Annotated in this window: 13 protein-coding genes and 2 tRNA genes; 8 read left to right on the forward strand and 7 right to left on the reverse strand. The window is 61.0% G+C overall.

Annotation, left to right across the window (positions count from 1 at the left end; genetic code table 11):
* Positions 1 to 25: 25 nt before the first annotated feature.
* The 5 genes from A6764_RS05790 to A6764_RS05810 all read left to right on the forward strand — a co-directional run bounded on the left by A6764_RS05790 (position 26) and on the right by A6764_RS05810 (position 3,174).
* On the forward strand, positions 26 to 562 hold the full coding sequence (locus A6764_RS05790; protein ID WP_264622446.1) for an RNA polymerase sigma factor: 537 nt from the start codon (positions 26 to 28) through the stop codon (positions 560 to 562).
* On the forward strand, positions 543 to 1,559 hold the full coding sequence (locus A6764_RS05795) for an anti sigma factor C-terminal domain-containing protein (protein ID WP_065067087.1): 1,017 nt from the start codon (positions 543 to 545) through the stop codon (positions 1,557 to 1,559). Before A6764_RS05790 ends, A6764_RS05795 begins: the two co-directional genes overlap by 20 nt.
* A gap of 133 nt (positions 1,560 to 1,692) precedes the next feature.
* The gene (locus A6764_RS05800) at positions 1,693 to 2,898 is read left to right on the forward strand and encodes a prenyltransferase/squalene oxidase repeat-containing protein (protein WP_264622447.1); all 1,206 of its coding nucleotides are present in this window, start codon (positions 1,693 to 1,695) and stop codon (positions 2,896 to 2,898) included.
* Between the two features lie 88 nt (positions 2,899 to 2,986).
* A tRNA-Arg gene (locus tag A6764_RS05805) sits at positions 2,987 to 3,063 on the forward strand.
* Positions 3,064 to 3,097: 34 nt separating this feature from the next.
* Positions 3,098 to 3,174: transfer RNA gene (locus A6764_RS05810), tRNA-Pro, on the forward strand.
* 345 nt (positions 3,175 to 3,519) lie between these two features.
* Here A6764_RS05810 and A6764_RS05815 read toward each other — a convergent pair.
* The 3 genes from A6764_RS05815 to A6764_RS05825 are packed head-to-tail and all read right to left on the reverse strand — an operon-like array spanning position 3,520 to position 5,889.
* Entirely contained in the window at positions 3,520 to 4,929 is a 1,410-nt protein-coding gene (locus A6764_RS05815; protein WP_065067085.1) for a nucleoside recognition domain-containing protein, read from the reverse strand.
* The gene (locus A6764_RS05820; RefSeq protein WP_029098559.1) at positions 4,907 to 5,638 is read right to left on the reverse strand and encodes a FeoB small GTPase domain-containing protein; all 732 of its coding nucleotides are present in this window, start codon (positions 5,636 to 5,638) and stop codon (positions 4,907 to 4,909) included. Before A6764_RS05820 ends, A6764_RS05815 begins: the two co-directional genes overlap by 23 nt.
* 2 nt (positions 5,639 to 5,640) lie before the next feature.
* Positions 5,641 to 5,889: a FeoA family protein gene (locus A6764_RS05825; protein ID WP_029098560.1), complete on the reverse strand. Its 249-nt coding sequence runs from the start codon at positions 5,887 to 5,889 to the stop codon at positions 5,641 to 5,643.
* A gap of 275 nt (positions 5,890 to 6,164) precedes the next feature.
* Here A6764_RS05825 and A6764_RS05830 point away from each other — a divergent pair, with 275 nt between their 5' ends.
* From A6764_RS05830 to A6764_RS05840, 3 genes are all read left to right on the forward strand, one after another.
* Positions 6,165 to 6,533: an ArsR/SmtB family transcription factor gene (locus tag A6764_RS05830; RefSeq protein WP_065067084.1), complete on the forward strand. Its 369-nt coding sequence runs from the start codon at positions 6,165 to 6,167 to the stop codon at positions 6,531 to 6,533.
* Between the two features lie 173 nt (positions 6,534 to 6,706).
* On the forward strand, positions 6,707 to 9,160 hold the full coding sequence (locus A6764_RS05835; RefSeq protein WP_083989800.1) for a heavy metal translocating P-type ATPase: 2,454 nt from the start codon (positions 6,707 to 6,709) through the stop codon (positions 9,158 to 9,160).
* A gap of 77 nt (positions 9,161 to 9,237) precedes the next feature.
* Positions 9,238 to 9,762, forward strand: coding sequence for a type 1 glutamine amidotransferase domain-containing protein (locus A6764_RS05840; RefSeq protein ID WP_029098562.1), 525 nt, complete (start codon positions 9,238 to 9,240; stop codon positions 9,760 to 9,762).
* 73 nt (positions 9,763 to 9,835) lie between these two features.
* Here the strand turns inward: A6764_RS05840 and A6764_RS05845 are convergent, their stop codons facing one another.
* From A6764_RS05845 to A6764_RS05860, 4 genes are read right to left on the reverse strand one after another with little or no spacing between them, the layout of a single operon-like run.
* Positions 9,836 to 9,985: a hypothetical protein gene (locus A6764_RS05845; RefSeq protein ID WP_162836709.1), complete on the reverse strand. Its 150-nt coding sequence runs from the start codon at positions 9,983 to 9,985 to the stop codon at positions 9,836 to 9,838.
* 12 nt (positions 9,986 to 9,997) lie between these two features.
* On the reverse strand, positions 9,998 to 11,242 hold the full coding sequence (locus A6764_RS05850) for a Ger(x)C family spore germination protein (RefSeq protein ID WP_176703271.1): 1,245 nt from the start codon (positions 11,240 to 11,242) through the stop codon (positions 9,998 to 10,000).
* Positions 11,235 to 12,341 (reverse strand): GerAB/ArcD/ProY family transporter, encoded by a 1,107-nt coding sequence (locus tag A6764_RS05855; protein ID WP_065067083.1) that lies wholly within the window; start codon positions 12,339 to 12,341, stop codon positions 11,235 to 11,237. The genes A6764_RS05850 and A6764_RS05855 overlap by 8 nt, the downstream gene beginning before the upstream one ends.
* Positions 12,338 to 13,909 (reverse strand): spore germination protein, encoded by a 1,572-nt coding sequence (locus A6764_RS05860; protein ID WP_065067082.1) that lies wholly within the window; start codon positions 13,907 to 13,909, stop codon positions 12,338 to 12,340. Before A6764_RS05860 ends, A6764_RS05855 begins: the two co-directional genes overlap by 4 nt.
* Positions 13,910 to 14,023: the final 114 nt, after the last annotated feature.

Below are 14,023 nucleotides of genomic sequence, written 5' to 3' on the forward strand. Positions count from 1 at the left end.
TTTCGTTTGAATGGAGCGGAGGTGGATGATGAAACGGGAGACATGGGCGGATCTGTTCGCCGCGTACCAAAATTCCCTGTACCGGTACCTGTACCGCATGTGCGGCTCGCGGGAGGTGGCGGAAGAACTGCTGCAGGAGACGTTCTACCGGGCCATGCTCTCTTTCACGCTGCGCGATGCCAAGGCAGTCCGGGCCTGGCTGTACAAGGTGGCGCGCCACCTCTACATTGACTGGCTGCGCCGACAGACGGCGGAAAGGAAAATGGTAGACAGCATCTGTCGACTTGTTGGGCGAGGGTATGCCGGGGGCGATCCGGAAACGGCGTACGAACAAAAGGAAGCGGCGCAAACCGTGGAGAGGATCATGCGGCAGCTGCCCGAGCGGATGAGGACGATCCTGTATTTGCGGGAGATTGAGGGGTTCTCCTATGACGAGCTGGCTGCCGCCATGGAACTGAACATGAATCAGGTGAAAGTGACGCTGCATCGGGCGCGGGAGAAATTTCGCGAGGTGGAAGCGCGGATGGAAAGGAGCGAAGAGGATGGGCGAAACGGGCGATAAGCCGGTGCTGCGGGATTGGCCGGAACCGGACGGCGGTTGGGACGAAAAGCGGGCCCGCCGGCTGGTCTGGAAGACGCGGATCGCGTTGTGGTTCAGCGTGTTGCAAATGGTGCTGGTGGTGTTCTTTCTGTACGCGGTGTATGCCATGGTGACCCAAGTTGTGTACGGGACAATGGGTATGGACACCCAGTTTGTCCGCTACGTGACGACGCTGGTGGAAACGCACCACGCCGGGTACCGGATTGACAAGCTGGATGATGACGACACGACGCTCTCCCCCTTGTTGACGCAGGAAACGAGGCTGACGCTGTACAAACAAATCGGGGAGTGGGGAGTGGTCGTCGGCAGCGTTCACGCCACAAAGCGGCTGTTTGGCGATGTCCGCTACGAAGTGAATTTTCAGCGAAAATACCTGGAGGAAGACGGGGGATTCTCATTTGCCGTTCCGCCGCAGCTCTTGGGGCAGCCGCTGCCGGAACGCAAGGAGACGGCTGACATGTGGGAACAGTGGAAGCACGTTGATGACGGGCATGTCGCGGAACTGGCGTTTTCCACCCGAGAGCCGATGACTCCGGAAAAGCTGCTGGAACTGCTCCGCCCGTACAACCTGAAGGTGCTGCAGATGCCGGTGTACGCCGGGGAACTGCAGGAATTTTCCATTTCCCACGCGAGCGCGGGCGGGTATGCGTTTGTCCCTCATCTGGTGCTGCGGCCGGCTGTGCAGTATCGGGGACGGGGAATGTCCATCCAGGATGACCTGAATCATTCGGTGGAGGCAGCCAAGGCGCAGCTTCCTGCCGACCTGGAGTGGCTGCTGGCCAACGGCAGCTACGACGGCAGGGACTACGACGAAAAGCGGCTGGCGTACGTGAAAAAGAACGGGATCACGGTGTACGGGGCCGTGGTGACCGGACCAATCCGCGAGTTGGAGCGGCTGCGGCAGGAGAAGATGTTCCACTCCTTTCAATTCGGCAGGATCGAGACATGGAACTGGTGACCGCTCCGGCGTTGCGCCGGGGCGTTGTTTTTTGCAAACATCGGCTGTCTCGGATTCTTCCCCCTTCTTTCCCACATTCCGGCTGGATCGGCGCCTTTTGGGGGACGCTAAGGCGTGCGAAGGAGGGACGGACGTGAAGACACGCAGGCTGATTTCGCTGGTGCTGTGCGGAATGCTGCTGTCAGGACAAGGGACGGCCGCGCTGGCCGGGGAATGGAGCAGGGCGGGGGAAGCATTGGTACGGAAAGCCGATGCCGCAGAGGAGGCGAACCGCCGGGCGATCCGCTCCGAGCGGCTTCAGCGCCTGGAGCGGGCCGCCCGCTTTATCCTGGAGCGTCAGGACGAGCACGGGGCGATGAACGAATCGGGCTACATCAATACGGATTCCAACATGCTCTACGCCTTGATGGGCCTGATCCAGGCCTACGACCTGACCCGGGAGTCCGCCTACTGGCGGGCGGTGGAACGCGGTCTGTGGTGGCTGATGAGCGTACAGACGGCCGAAGGGGACTGGCACCTCTCGTATCGTCGCGAAGGGGAGGCCTATGTGCCTGCGCTGCCGGGCAGCTACCGCCGGTTTGCGGCCATCCGGGGCGTCGACACCACCATGGCGCTGTTTCTGTACGTGGCCGGCGAAGCGGACAAGCGGACGAAGAACCGTGATCTGAAGGCAAAACTGCGGCAGTCGGCGGAGCGGGCGTACCGTTTCCTCGTCCGGCACAATCTGGATGAAACGGACGGCCTGTTTTGGAGCTCGTATCAGCTTCGCGAGGGGAACGCGAACACGCCCTTGTCCGGCTACCGGCTGTACAAGGTGAAATACGCCGCCGACAACGCCGAAACCTATCTCGGGCTGCGGGCGGCCGCCGATCTGCTGGGAGATCCGCGTGCGGATGCGATCGCGGAGCGCCTGAAGCGGCAGTTTTCCCGCTTTGTCGACCGGAAAAAAGGCGTGATCGCCGTCATGCTGGACGAGCGCGGAGAGACGGCCATGCGCCCCGCCTACGCTCGCTGGTTTGCCACCGGCTGGTCCGCCTGGCTTCTGCGGGAACGCTGGCTGTTTGCCCAACCGCTCTCCGTGATGGCTGACCACATGGATGACAGCGGCGCGTATCGCCAGTGGGAAGGGACGTTTACCCTGTCCACGCTCGCGTTTCTCTTGGGCAGCCAGGCCGTGCCGGTTCGGCCCGAGCGAATGCGGGACGGGGAGCGTTACTTGTTTTCCGTGCAGCAGCCAAACGGCGGATTGGCGGACGAAGCGGATGTCCCCAGCACGTACGTCAACCTGGCGGGGATGCTGCTCGTGTACCTTTCCCGGGAACTTGCGAAAAAAAACTAGCGAATGGAAAAAAATTCTGGTTGATTTTTTCTTGTCTCCCCTGTATAGTATTGAATTGTCGCCACGGTGCGAAACAAATAAAAGATACGTGCCCTTAGCTCAGCCGGATAGAGCGTTTGACTACGAATCAAAAGGTCGGGAGTTCGAATCTCTCAGGGCACGCCATATGGTAGAGGCGAGAGCCCATCTCGCCTCCAGTCGGGAAGTGGCTCAGCTTGGTAGAGCGCTTGGTTCGGGACCAAGAGGTCGCAGGTTCAAATCCTGTCTTCCCGACCATTTTTATTTTTCCGGACGTGACGGATGCCGGAATTGGCAGACGCGCGCGACTCAAAATCGTGAGGGAAACCGTGGGGGTTCAAGTCCCTATGCCGGCACCAATACATACAGCAGCCCTGAAGATCAGGATTTTCCTTGATTTTCAGGTTTTTTTCGTTCTGACGTACTGCTTCATCTACCGAGGCGATCGATGCGCAAGGCGAAAGAACAATGGAAACAAACATTGCGGGAACAGTCATGGCCACTATGACAAACAGACCGCCGGAAACGTGCTTCTCCCCCCAGCAGCGACTTTGTCTACACACTAAGACCGCCAGAATGCGATCGCTGGCGGTCTGTTTGTGCTTACGCCACCCAGCCCAATGCCCGCGCTGTCTGCGCGATGACAAACGTCACCGCAACCGCGATGGACAGCGGGATCAGGGCGGACAGCACGGTCCATTTGACGCTTTTGGTCTCTTTGTAAATGTTGATCAGGGTCGTGCCGCAGGGATAGTGCAGGAGCGAGAACAGCATCATGTTCAGCGCGGTCAGCCACGTCCAGCCGTGCGCCAAAAAGATGTCCTTGATATTGTCCATGCCGTCCGTGTCCACCATCGCGCCGGAGGACAGATACCCCATCAGGAGAATCGGCAGGACGATTTCATTTGCCGGCAGCCCGAGCAGAAAGGCCATGAGGATGTACCCGTCAAGTCCGAGCGCGTGGGCGAACGGCTGGAAAACGGAAGCCAGATGATTCAAAATGCTGTCGCCGCCCACGGTCACGTTGCCCAGGATCCAGGTAATCACGCCGGCCGGAGCGGCGACGACGACCGCCCGGGTCAACACGCTCAGGGATTTGTCCTTGGAAGCGAGCAGCACGGTTTTGAGCATCTGCGGCTTCCGGTACGGCGGCAGCTCCAGCGTGTAGTGGGTGGGGACGCCGCGCAGCGCCGTTTTGGACAGGAGCCAGGAGACGGACAGCGTGACGACGATGCCGATCAGCACCATGCCCATGACGATGAGCGCCGTGACGAGCGTGTGGTACTGGCTGGCGACACCGGCGGCCACGAACAGCGAGGCCAGCAGGATCAGCGTCGGCCAGCGTCCGTTACAGGGGACGAAGTTGTTGGTCAGGATCGCAATCATCCGCTCCCGCGGCGATTCAATGATCCGGGTGGAGATGATCGCCGCAGCGTTGCAGCCGAAGCCCATCGACATGGTTAGCGCCTGCTTGCCGTGCCCGCCCGCCTTTTTAAACAACCGGTCCATGTTGAACGCGACCCGCGGCAGATAGCCGAAGTTTTCCAGCAGCGCAAAGATCGGGAAGAAGATCGCCATCGGCGGCAGCATGACGCTGACGACCCAGGCCGTCCCGCGGAACAGCCCGAGCACGAGCAGGCCGTGCAGCCAGTCAGGCGCGTGAACGGCCTGAAACGCGGCCGTCAGGTACCCTTCGATGACGCCGAACATGTCGGCCAGCATCCCGGACGGGACGTTAGCGCCGGCGATGGTGATCCAGAACACGACGCCGAGAATCGCCAGCATGATCGGGAAGCCCCAGATGGGCGAGGTGACGATTTTATCCAGCCGATACGTGCTTTCCAGCTTCTTGGGGTCTTCGTAGCGGACGGCCTCCCGGCAGATGGTCCGGGACGTCTGGTAGATGTCGCGGACGATTCCGTCGCGGATCGCGTCTCCGCCGGCCATGCTCTGGGCCAGGGCAAACAGCGAATCGAGCGAGTCCGGTCTCTCAGTGGCAAGAGATCTGCTCATGGGGGACAACCTCCTTCAATCCGGGCGCTGCGACGGTGTCGAGGTGCGCCTTGAGGGAGGCGAGCAGCTTCTCGTCGCCGTCCAGCAGCCGGAGCGCAATCCATCTGGGCGGAAAACGCGTGCCCAACAGGCGCAGGATATGCGGCTCCAGCTCCTTGATTTTCTGCTCGATTTCCGCGCTGTAGGAAATCGTCACGGGCTGCGGGATGATTTTGCCGGACGCCACTTTTTCCACCTGTTCCAAAAGCTCGTCGATCCCCGTCCGGTTGCGGGCCGAGATGGCGACCGTCGGCACGCCCAGCTTTTGTCTGATCCTGGTTACGTCGACATGAACGCCCAACCGCTTCGCCTCATCCATCAGGTTGACGCAGAGGACGACGCGGTTGGTCATCTCCAGCACCTGTAGCGCCAGGTTCAGGTTGCGCTCCAGCGACGTGGCGTCCACGACGACGACGGTCACGTCGGGCTGTTCAAAAATGATGTAATCGCGCGCCACTTCCTCGTCGGCGGAGTTGGAATACAGCGAGTAGGTGCCGGGCAGGTCGATCACCCGGTAGGTGACGTCGTGGTGGACAAACTCGCCGGCGGCCGTCAGCACCGTTTTTCCCGCCCAGTTTCCGGTGTGCTGGCGGAGGCCGGTCAGCGTGTTGAACAGCGTGCTCTTTCCGGTGTTGGGGTTGCCGGCCAGGGCGATTGTGTACATGCGCATGTTCATTCACCTCCCAAGATGTTTCCGAATATCTGCGAACTCTCTTCCCTGCGCAGGGCGATCGTCGTATTGTTCACGCGAAACGCGACCGGATCGCCGAGCGGACTTTTCTGCAGGACCTCGATGACGTTTCCCGGGACGAACCCGAGGTCGAGCAGTCTTCGCCGCAGGACCCCCTGCACGTTGATTCCGGTTAAAACAAGCCGCATTCCGGTTTTTGCCTCGGAAAGCGGGATTGTGGTCGAAGCCATGTGATTCCACCCCCTGTGCTTTTCGCATGGGACAAAATGTTTGCCGAGGGCAAATTTTTGCTTACAAAATATGTGCCAATGTTGGATCAGGTTCTTACTGTTAGTATAGTACAATTATTTTTTCTTAGAAACAAAAAGTTTCTCCGGTGCAACATTTCGTCCTTTGGGCAACACTCCTGGCTGCCGATGGAGAGCGGCAGGCATTCGGCACGACTTTGGCTCATTTCTCTGCTATAATGGAAATCGTAACGGTTCTCTTTTGGGGTGGTGACTGGATGGTATCAAACGAGATGCAGGATGCCTGTGACGAGACGTGTCAGGGGTCGGAACCGACGGCCGCTGAAATAAAGGAAGCCATGATGGACGAGGACACGGCCGGGGCGCTCGCCGATCTGTTTCGCGCGCTGAGCGATCCTACCCGGGTCAAGATCATTTACGCCCTGCTGCACAGGGAGCTGTGCGTGCACGACATCTCCACGGCTCTGGACATGGGGCAGTCGGCGGTGTCGCACCAGCTCCGTTATCTGCGAAATCTGCGCATCGTCAAACGGCGAAAGGCGGGAAAAACCGTCTTCTACTCGCTGGACGACGATCATATTGAACAGATATTCGTGCAGACGCTTCAGCACATGAAACACGGCTGATCGTCCGAGGCCCGCTTGCTTGGCAGGCGGGTTTTTTGTGTGCGCTGCGGCCTGCATGCGCGGCTGGCCTCCCGGGGAAAATGGTGTTGACGTTTTGCAGCCGGAAAAAATAAGATGATCTTGAGGATGAAATACATGAACAATTAATCATATGTTTGAGTGGGGTGGAACGAATGGCCAAAACGGACGAGTGCTGCAAAGCGGCCTCCCACGCGGAAACGGGATGCTGCGGGAACGGTACAGCCGTTGAGACCGTCAGCGAAACGCTGTCCCTGACCGGTCTGTACTGTGCCGACTGCGCGGCAAGTCTGGAGAAAAGCCTGGCCCGGCTGCCCGGGATGGCGCGGGCGGAAGTGAACGCCGCCGTCGCCAAGGCAAGCGTCAGCTACGATCCGCATCGGACGACGCATGAGGAGATTGTCGGCACGATCCGGAAACTGGGCTACGACGTCGTCCCGCAGCAGCGGGGGACGGCCACGGCTCGCTTCCGCATCCGCGGGATGGACTGCGCCGATTGCGCGCAAAAGCTGGAGAAAAAGGTGGGAGCCCTGCCCGCCGTGCATCGCGTCCAGGTCAATTTCGGTGCGGCGATCATGACCGTCGAGCACGACGGGACGGCGGTTGACCGCGTGATCGACACCGTCCGCCAGGCGGGCTACGAAGCCGTCCGGGAGCAGGAAGCGAACAGGCGGGAGGAGGAGCGGGGCTTTTGGCGGCAGAACAAAAAAGCCTGGTCGACCGTGACCGCCTCCCTCTTGTTTCTCGCCGCCTGGGGCCTGGGATTCGCTCAGGCGGCACCGGAGTTGCTGGTCACGCTGCTCTACGCGCTGTCCATCCTGGCCGGCGGCGTTCGCATCGCCAAAAGCGGCCTGTACGGCCTCAAGTCGCGCACGGTCGGCATCGACTTTCTGATGACGATCGCCGTCATCGGGGCAGTGGCGATCGGCGAGTGGGCAGAGGGAGCGGCGGTGGTCTGCCTGTTTTCGCTGGGGGAAACGCTGGAAGCCTATACCATGGACCGGACGAGACGATCGCTGCGCAGCCTGATGGAACTGGCGCCGGCCGAAGCGCTCGTCCTGCGCGACGGTCGGGAACTGACGCTTCCGGTGGAACAGATCCGCGTCGGCGATACGATTCTGGTCAAACCGGGGGAAAAGATCGCGATGGACGGCGTCGTGACCGACGGGCGGTCGTCCGTCAACCAGGCGCCCATCACCGGCGAGTCCGTTCCGGTGGAAAAGGGGGCCGGAGACGAGGTGTTCGCCGGTACGATCAACCAGCAGGGGGCGCTGACGGTCAGGGTGACCAGACGGGCCGAGGACAACACCTTGTCCCGGATCGTTCATCTCGTGGAAGAAGCGCAGGCGCAAAAAGCGCCGTCGCAGCGCTTTGTCGACGCCTTCGCCGCCTACTACACGCCGGCGGTGATCGCCGTGGCGGTCGCGATTGCCGTCGTTCCGCCGCTTCTGTTCCAGCAGCCGTTTGCGGACTGGTTTTACCGCGCGCTGATGATGCTTGTCGTCTCGTGCCCCTGCGCGCTGGTCATTTCCACCCCCGTCTCCATCGTCTCCGCCATCGGCAATGCCGCCCGCAGCGGGATTTTGATCAAGGGGGGCGTCCATCTGGAACGGCTCGGTGCCGTGTCGGTGATGGCCTTTGACAAGACGGGGACGCTCACCCAGGGGCATCCCGAAGTGACCGGGATCATTCCCGTGTCCGCTCTGACGGAGGCGGAGGTTCTCGCCATCGCCGCCGCCGTGGAAGCCCGGTCGGAACACCCCTTGGCGGCGGCCATCGTCCGCAAGGCGAAGCAGGAGGGCGTGGCCATCCCCGAAAGCGATCAGTTTGTCTCCGTCCCCGGCGGCGGGGTGAAAGCCCGGGTGGACGGTATCACGTACGTGCTCGGAAACCCGCGGTGGATCTCCGGCGACGTGGGGCTCTCGCTGGAGCGGGTCGAGCAGCGGATCGAGCAGCTTCGCGAGACCGGCCACACCTTGATGGTGCTGGGCACGGAACAGCAGGTGGTGGCGCTGATCACGCTCGCCGACGCGGTCCGTCCGTCCAGCAGGACGGCGATTCGGGAACTGCGCTCCCTGGGGATCGAGCAGGTGGTCATGCTGACCGGGGATCACCGGGGCACGGCCCGCGCCGTCTCCAGCGAGTTGGGGGGCATCGACTGCCATGCCGAACTGCTCCCGGAAGACAAGCTCACCCTCATCCGGGAGTGGCAGTCTGCTGGCGCCGGCGTGGCCATGGTGGGAGACGGCGTCAATGACGCGCCGGCGCTGGCTGCGGCGACCGTGGGCATCGCCATGGGCGGTGCCGGATCGGATACGGCGCTGGAAACGGCCGACATCACCCTGATGGCGGACGATCTGTCCAAACTGCCCTACGCCGTCAGCCTCAGCCGGCGGACGCTGCGCATTATCAAGCAGAACATCGCGTTTTCGCTGCTGGTGAAGGCGGTCTTCCTGCTGATGATCGTGTTCGGCTGGTCCACGCTGTGGATGGCCGTGCTGGCCGACACGGGAAGCTCCCTGATCGTGATCGCCAACGGCATGCGGCTGCTGCGGTCCGCCGACCGCTCCCGTCCGCTTCCGGTCCGTGCCGGGCAGGCGGCGGGCTAGGCGGCAGCCCGCTGCTGCCTTTTTCCGCGGGAACTTGGTAGAATGAAGGGGAGACGAGCAAAAGGAGGCTGATCGCCGTGCGACTGAGAGGAAAACGGGTCGTGTGTTTTGTGGAACAGGAATTCGAGGATTTGGAACTGTGGTACCCGGTGATGCGCTTGCGGGAGGAAGGGGCCGTGGTGCACCTGGCCGGCCCGCAGGCGAACCAGACGTACCTGGGCAAATACGGCGTGCCCTGCCAGACGGACAAATCCCTGTCCGAGCTGAATCCGGCCGAGTACGACGGCGTACTGGTGCCGGGAGGCTGGGCCCCCGACAAGCTGCGCCGCTATCCGGAAGTGCTCTCCTTTGTCCGGGCGATGCACGAGGCGAAAAAGCCGATCGGCCACATCTGCCACGCGGGCTGGGTGCTGGCGTCGGCGAAAATCTTGCAGGGCGTCACCACCACCTCCACGCCCGGCATCAAGGACGACCTGGAGAACGCCGGCGCGATCTGGGTGGATGAAGAGGTGGTCGTGGACGGGCACATCGTCGGTTCCCGCCGTCCGCCCGACTTGCCCGCCTATGCCAAGGCGTTTGCCGATTTGTTGGCCAATCGCTGACACCGAGGAGAGAGTGGCGTCAGAGACTGTCCTCTGCTGCAGATGCTGCAGAGGATGGTCTATTTTTTTGCGGTCATTCCCGCTTTTCGTTTTTCCACGGCGGATCGCCGTATGCGCGCAGCTTGCGAAACATGCTGCGGACGGTCCACGGAATCAGTACGGACAGGACCGCCCCGGCGAATATCATGAACGGGGGGAGCATTCCGAAAAGCTTCTGCCACATGGCGACACCGTCCTAACGTACCTCGAGCCTGTCGCGGGTTTCAGTCATGTTTACTTCGCCCACGTTGCGAATGAACACGTTTGCCTTGACGTCGATGTCGCTCGACGCAAAGTAATTTCTGCCGTGGTCCCAGTCGTATTTGATCTGCTTCCACAGGTGGGGATGCTCCTGTTTCAAGTGGCTGCCCAACCCGAGAACGTCCGTTTTCATCTGTTTGTGCACCTTCCTGATCGTGTCGCGGGCCAGCCGCTCGATTTCTTTGGCCACGTTGTCCTGCAGCGTTTTTGTCGCGTTCTCGTTCAGGTAATTCAACCGCTTGAACGACTCGTCGATCACGCCTTCGCACGTGATGGTGTAGACGAATCGCATCCGCTCCTTGTGACGGATATCCGCCCGGATGTCCCGACTGGCCGTCTGGACGTTAAACGTCACCAGGTCGCGGCCGACCGCTGTTTTCAGCATGCCCCCCTTCACGCGGTCAGTGAGGAAATTCAAGCCTTCCGTTTCTTCTTCGCCCAAAAAACCGACCAAGCGGTTGGATTGTCCATGGAACACGGCCGCACCGGCCACTTTCACTTCATTTTCGTTCGACGTAATGCGGGGGAGCGCAAAGCTGAGCTCGTTCACCAGATTCTCGTGGACTTCGCCGAGCCGTACTTCCGGCACCATCCGCGCGGTTTTGCGGATGTTTTCGGCCACGGAGTTGATGTACATGGCCGGCAGTTTCTCGTTGCGGGGGGAAATTTCCAGGACAGGCCGGGCGTCCCCCTTGGCGATCATCACCTTGCTGCTCCGGCGCAGTTCCGGATCGCGCAGGAAAAAGTCGAGCGCGTCGGCAAAGGCGTAATTGGACCTGGCCACCGCTTCGGAGATGATCACCACTTTCAGGTGCTGGTAAAACGGAATCCGGCTGCTCCGGGTCGCCAGCTCACTGGAGATCTCCAGCAGGGAATCCCCCTCCGACGCGAGGTTCAAAAACGCCTGGTTGGCGCTGTTCTGGATGCCTCTTTCCTGCGCGCCGGAAACCAGCCCGCCGGGTACCACGAACTGGTGGGTGACCAAAAACCGGCGCCGTCCTTCCGGCTTGTCGGGCGCTTCCCTGTCCGCCTTTTCCTCCGCCGCCGTGGATCGGGGGAAGTCGATGGCCACGCCGATGACAAAACCGCGTTCCTCGATCTGCACCTGGTCCCAGCAGCCGGCTGTCAGGAAGGCGCACAGCCCGATCAGAGCGGCGCGAACGTAGCGGCGGTCAGCCACTGTCCTTCACCCCCCGCAGTTTGGCGATGGCGAGCAGCAGGACCGGGATGACATAGGCGATCACCGCTCCGAAGTAGCTGAGCCGGTCGCCAAAGGCAAAAAACTGGATCAGGTTTTGCGGCGTCATCGCAATCAGGTAGACAATCGGCGAGAGAATCAGGAGCCACGCAAATTTCGAAAGCCGGGAAAACATGGACCGCAGCGTGGAAAGGGCCAGATCAAACCAGATGGTGCAGGTGTTAAAGATGGTCATGATCCAGATGGTGAAAAAGAGGGATTCGACCCGCTCGATAAACCCACCCGGCACCTCGACGCCTTTGGCCAGCTCGATGGTGGGATAGGTCAGGTTTTTGGCAACCGCCGGTGAAAAGACGCCGATGACCAGCATGTAAATCGTCATGTACAGCAGGATGGGAATCGCCAGCCCCGCGATGACCGATTTGGGGGCATCCTGCGGACGTCTCATCAGGACCGTGTAAAAGAGCACGATTTCCGAGCCGGACAAGGACAGGCCCACTCCTTTCGCGCCTTTGAGCAGGCTCATCCAGTCGGAAGAGAAGAACGGCCGGACGTTTTCCCATTCCAAAAAGCGCAGCGTGTACACCTGGACCATGAAAATGACCAGCAGCACGATCGGCAGAAACAGCAGGTTGAGGCGCAAAAGCGCAATGCGCGATCCTGCCGCGGCGTACTGGACGATCAGCAAAAAGGCCAGCGTGATCATCTCCACCGGCGTGGTCGTGAACAGATACTGCTTGGCGATATTGCCGACCGCCCGGATTTCAAAGGAGGCCAGCAATGTGCTGTACACGCCGAAAAGCAGGGTGAGCAGATACGCGAACGGCCGTCCGGCGATCAGCGCCACGTACTCGAAAAAGGTGTGGTTGGGAAACCGGCTGGCCAGCCTGCCCAACAGCCAGCCGATGAGACAGGCGGCGGCGCCGGCGATGAGGACGGAAATCCATCCGTCAAACGCGTCGGTCTCATCTGCAATCGAGCGGGGAAAGGTGAGGATGCCTACACCGATCACGGCGTTGGCGATGATGATCACCATCTCCCTGCTGCCGATTTTTTGATCCGCATAGGAAACGTTGTTCATGGCGCATCCCCTGTCTTCATGCGAGTGTCGTCCGTTGGCTGCGCGGTCTCCGGCCGTTTTCGCATAAACGTCACGGGAGCGCGCAGGACCAGGTCCTTCCAGTCGTGCAGCAGTTGGGGCGCAAACGGCGTCAGGTACGGAACACCCAGGCTCGTCAGATTGGCCAGGTGAATAAAGATGGCGATAAACGTGAGCACCACCCCGTAAAGGCCAAAGACAGCGGCGGCGAACATCACGCCGAAGCGGATCATGCGAAACGTCAGCGCCAGGTTGTACGCGGGGATGGCAAACGAGGCGATCGCCGTCAGGGCGACGACGATGACCATGACCGGGCTGACGAGGCCGGCCGATACGGCCGATTCGCCGATCACCAACCCGCCGACGATCCCCACCGTCTGACCGATCGGTTTGGGCAGGCGCAGACCCGCCTCCTGGAGCAGCTCCATCGTCGCCACCATCAGCAGTGCTTCGACAAACGCCGGAAACGGAACGCCTTCTCTCGTCGCCGCGATGGAAAAGGCCAGATCGGACGGAATCAGTCCGGGATGATAGGTGACGAGCGCGACGTACAACGCCGGAGAAAAGACCGCCAGAAACGCGGCGATGTAGCGAAGCATCCGGGCCAGCGTTCCGACGATCCAGCGCTCGTAAAAGTCTTCCGGTGAATGAAGCATCATGCTTAGGGTAACCGGCACGATCAGGCCCATCGGGCTGCCGTCCAGCAAAATGGCCACCCTGCCCTGAAACAGGGCGGAGGCCACCTTGTCCGGCCGCTCCGTCACCTGGCACTGCGGAAACGGCGAAAGAAAGTCGTCTTCGATCCACTGCTCGATAAAGCCCGATTCTTCCACTTCATCGACGTCGATGGTGGCCAGTCTCCGCTTCACCTCCTGCACGATCGCGGGATGGGCGATGTCCTGCATGTAGGCGATGATCAAATCGGTCTTGCTGCGCCGTCCCACGTTCATGGTGTCAAAGCGGAGCTGGCAGTCCCTGACCCGCCGCCGGACGAGCATCGTATTGTCGCGGATGTTCTCGGTAAACCCTTCCCGCGGTCCCCGCACCAGTCCTTCCGACACCGGCTCGTCGATGCTGCGGGTCTCCCAGCCCCGGCTGTCGATCAGGATGGTTTGGGCCGCGCCGTCGACAAACAGGGCGGTGTCTCCCGCGAGAACCCGGTCATACATGGCTTCAAACGTCGTTTCCCGTTTTACCTCGATGGTGGACAGCACTTCGTTCAAGAGGAACGTCAGCATCTCCTCCCCCGGGGGAGGGAGCGTCTTTCCCGATGCCGGCAGCATCAACTGGATGTGCTTGACGACCTTGTCATTGATGAGATCAGAGTCCACCAGTCCGTCGATGCAGACCACGGCGCACGCCTGCGAGGCATTGTCGATCGTGAATGGCCTGACGATCAGATCCTGCGGGTTGCCCAACGTCTGCTTGATGGCCGACAGGTTTTCCTCAAGACGGGCGAAGAGCGGGGTGGACAGGGCGGGCGTCTGCTGCGGGCGTCGCTTCAACTGCGAAGCCATCGTTTTCGTCGGCCTCATGTATTTGCGAAACACCTGGAGGTCCCTCCTGTCATGGAAACGCAAGCCTGTTAGTGCGATTTTTTCCAGAAACGAGCGGAATTATGCGAACCCGGCGGATTCGGCGGTGCCTGTCCGCCCCTGCATGGA

Source organism: Brevibacillus sp. WF146 (assembly GCF_001673705.2).
GTDB lineage: Bacteria > Bacillota > Bacilli > Brevibacillales > Brevibacillaceae > Brevibacillus > Brevibacillus thermoruber.

Excerpts from the sequence above, each read along its gene's own strand:
- A6764_RS05790 (WP_264622446.1), top strand. The coding sequence starts at position 26 with ATGATGAAACGGGAGACATGGGCGGATCTGTTCGCCGCGTACCAAAAT.
- A6764_RS05795 (WP_065067087.1), top strand. The coding sequence starts at position 543 with ATGGGCGAAACGGGCGATAAGCCGGTGCTGCGGGATTGGCCGGAACCG.
- A6764_RS05815 (WP_065067085.1), bottom strand. The coding sequence starts at position 4,929 with ATGAGCAGATCTCTTGCCACTGAGAGACCGGACTCGCTCGATTCGCTG.
- A6764_RS05820 (WP_029098559.1), bottom strand. The coding sequence starts at position 5,638 with ATGCGCATGTACACAATCGCCCTGGCCGGCAACCCCAACACCGGAAAG.
- A6764_RS05825 (WP_029098560.1), bottom strand. The coding sequence starts at position 5,889 with ATGGCTTCGACCACAATCCCGCTTTCCGAGGCAAAAACCGGAATGCGG.
- A6764_RS05830 (WP_065067084.1), top strand. The coding sequence starts at position 6,165 with ATGGTATCAAACGAGATGCAGGATGCCTGTGACGAGACGTGTCAGGGG.
- A6764_RS05835 (WP_083989800.1), top strand. The coding sequence starts at position 6,707 with ATGGCCAAAACGGACGAGTGCTGCAAAGCGGCCTCCCACGCGGAAACG.
- A6764_RS05845 (WP_162836709.1), bottom strand. The coding sequence starts at position 9,985 with ATGTGGCAGAAGCTTTTCGGAATGCTCCCCCCGTTCATGATATTCGCC.
- A6764_RS05855 (WP_065067083.1), bottom strand. The coding sequence starts at position 12,341 with ATGAACAACGTTTCCTATGCGGATCAAAAAATCGGCAGCAGGGAGATG.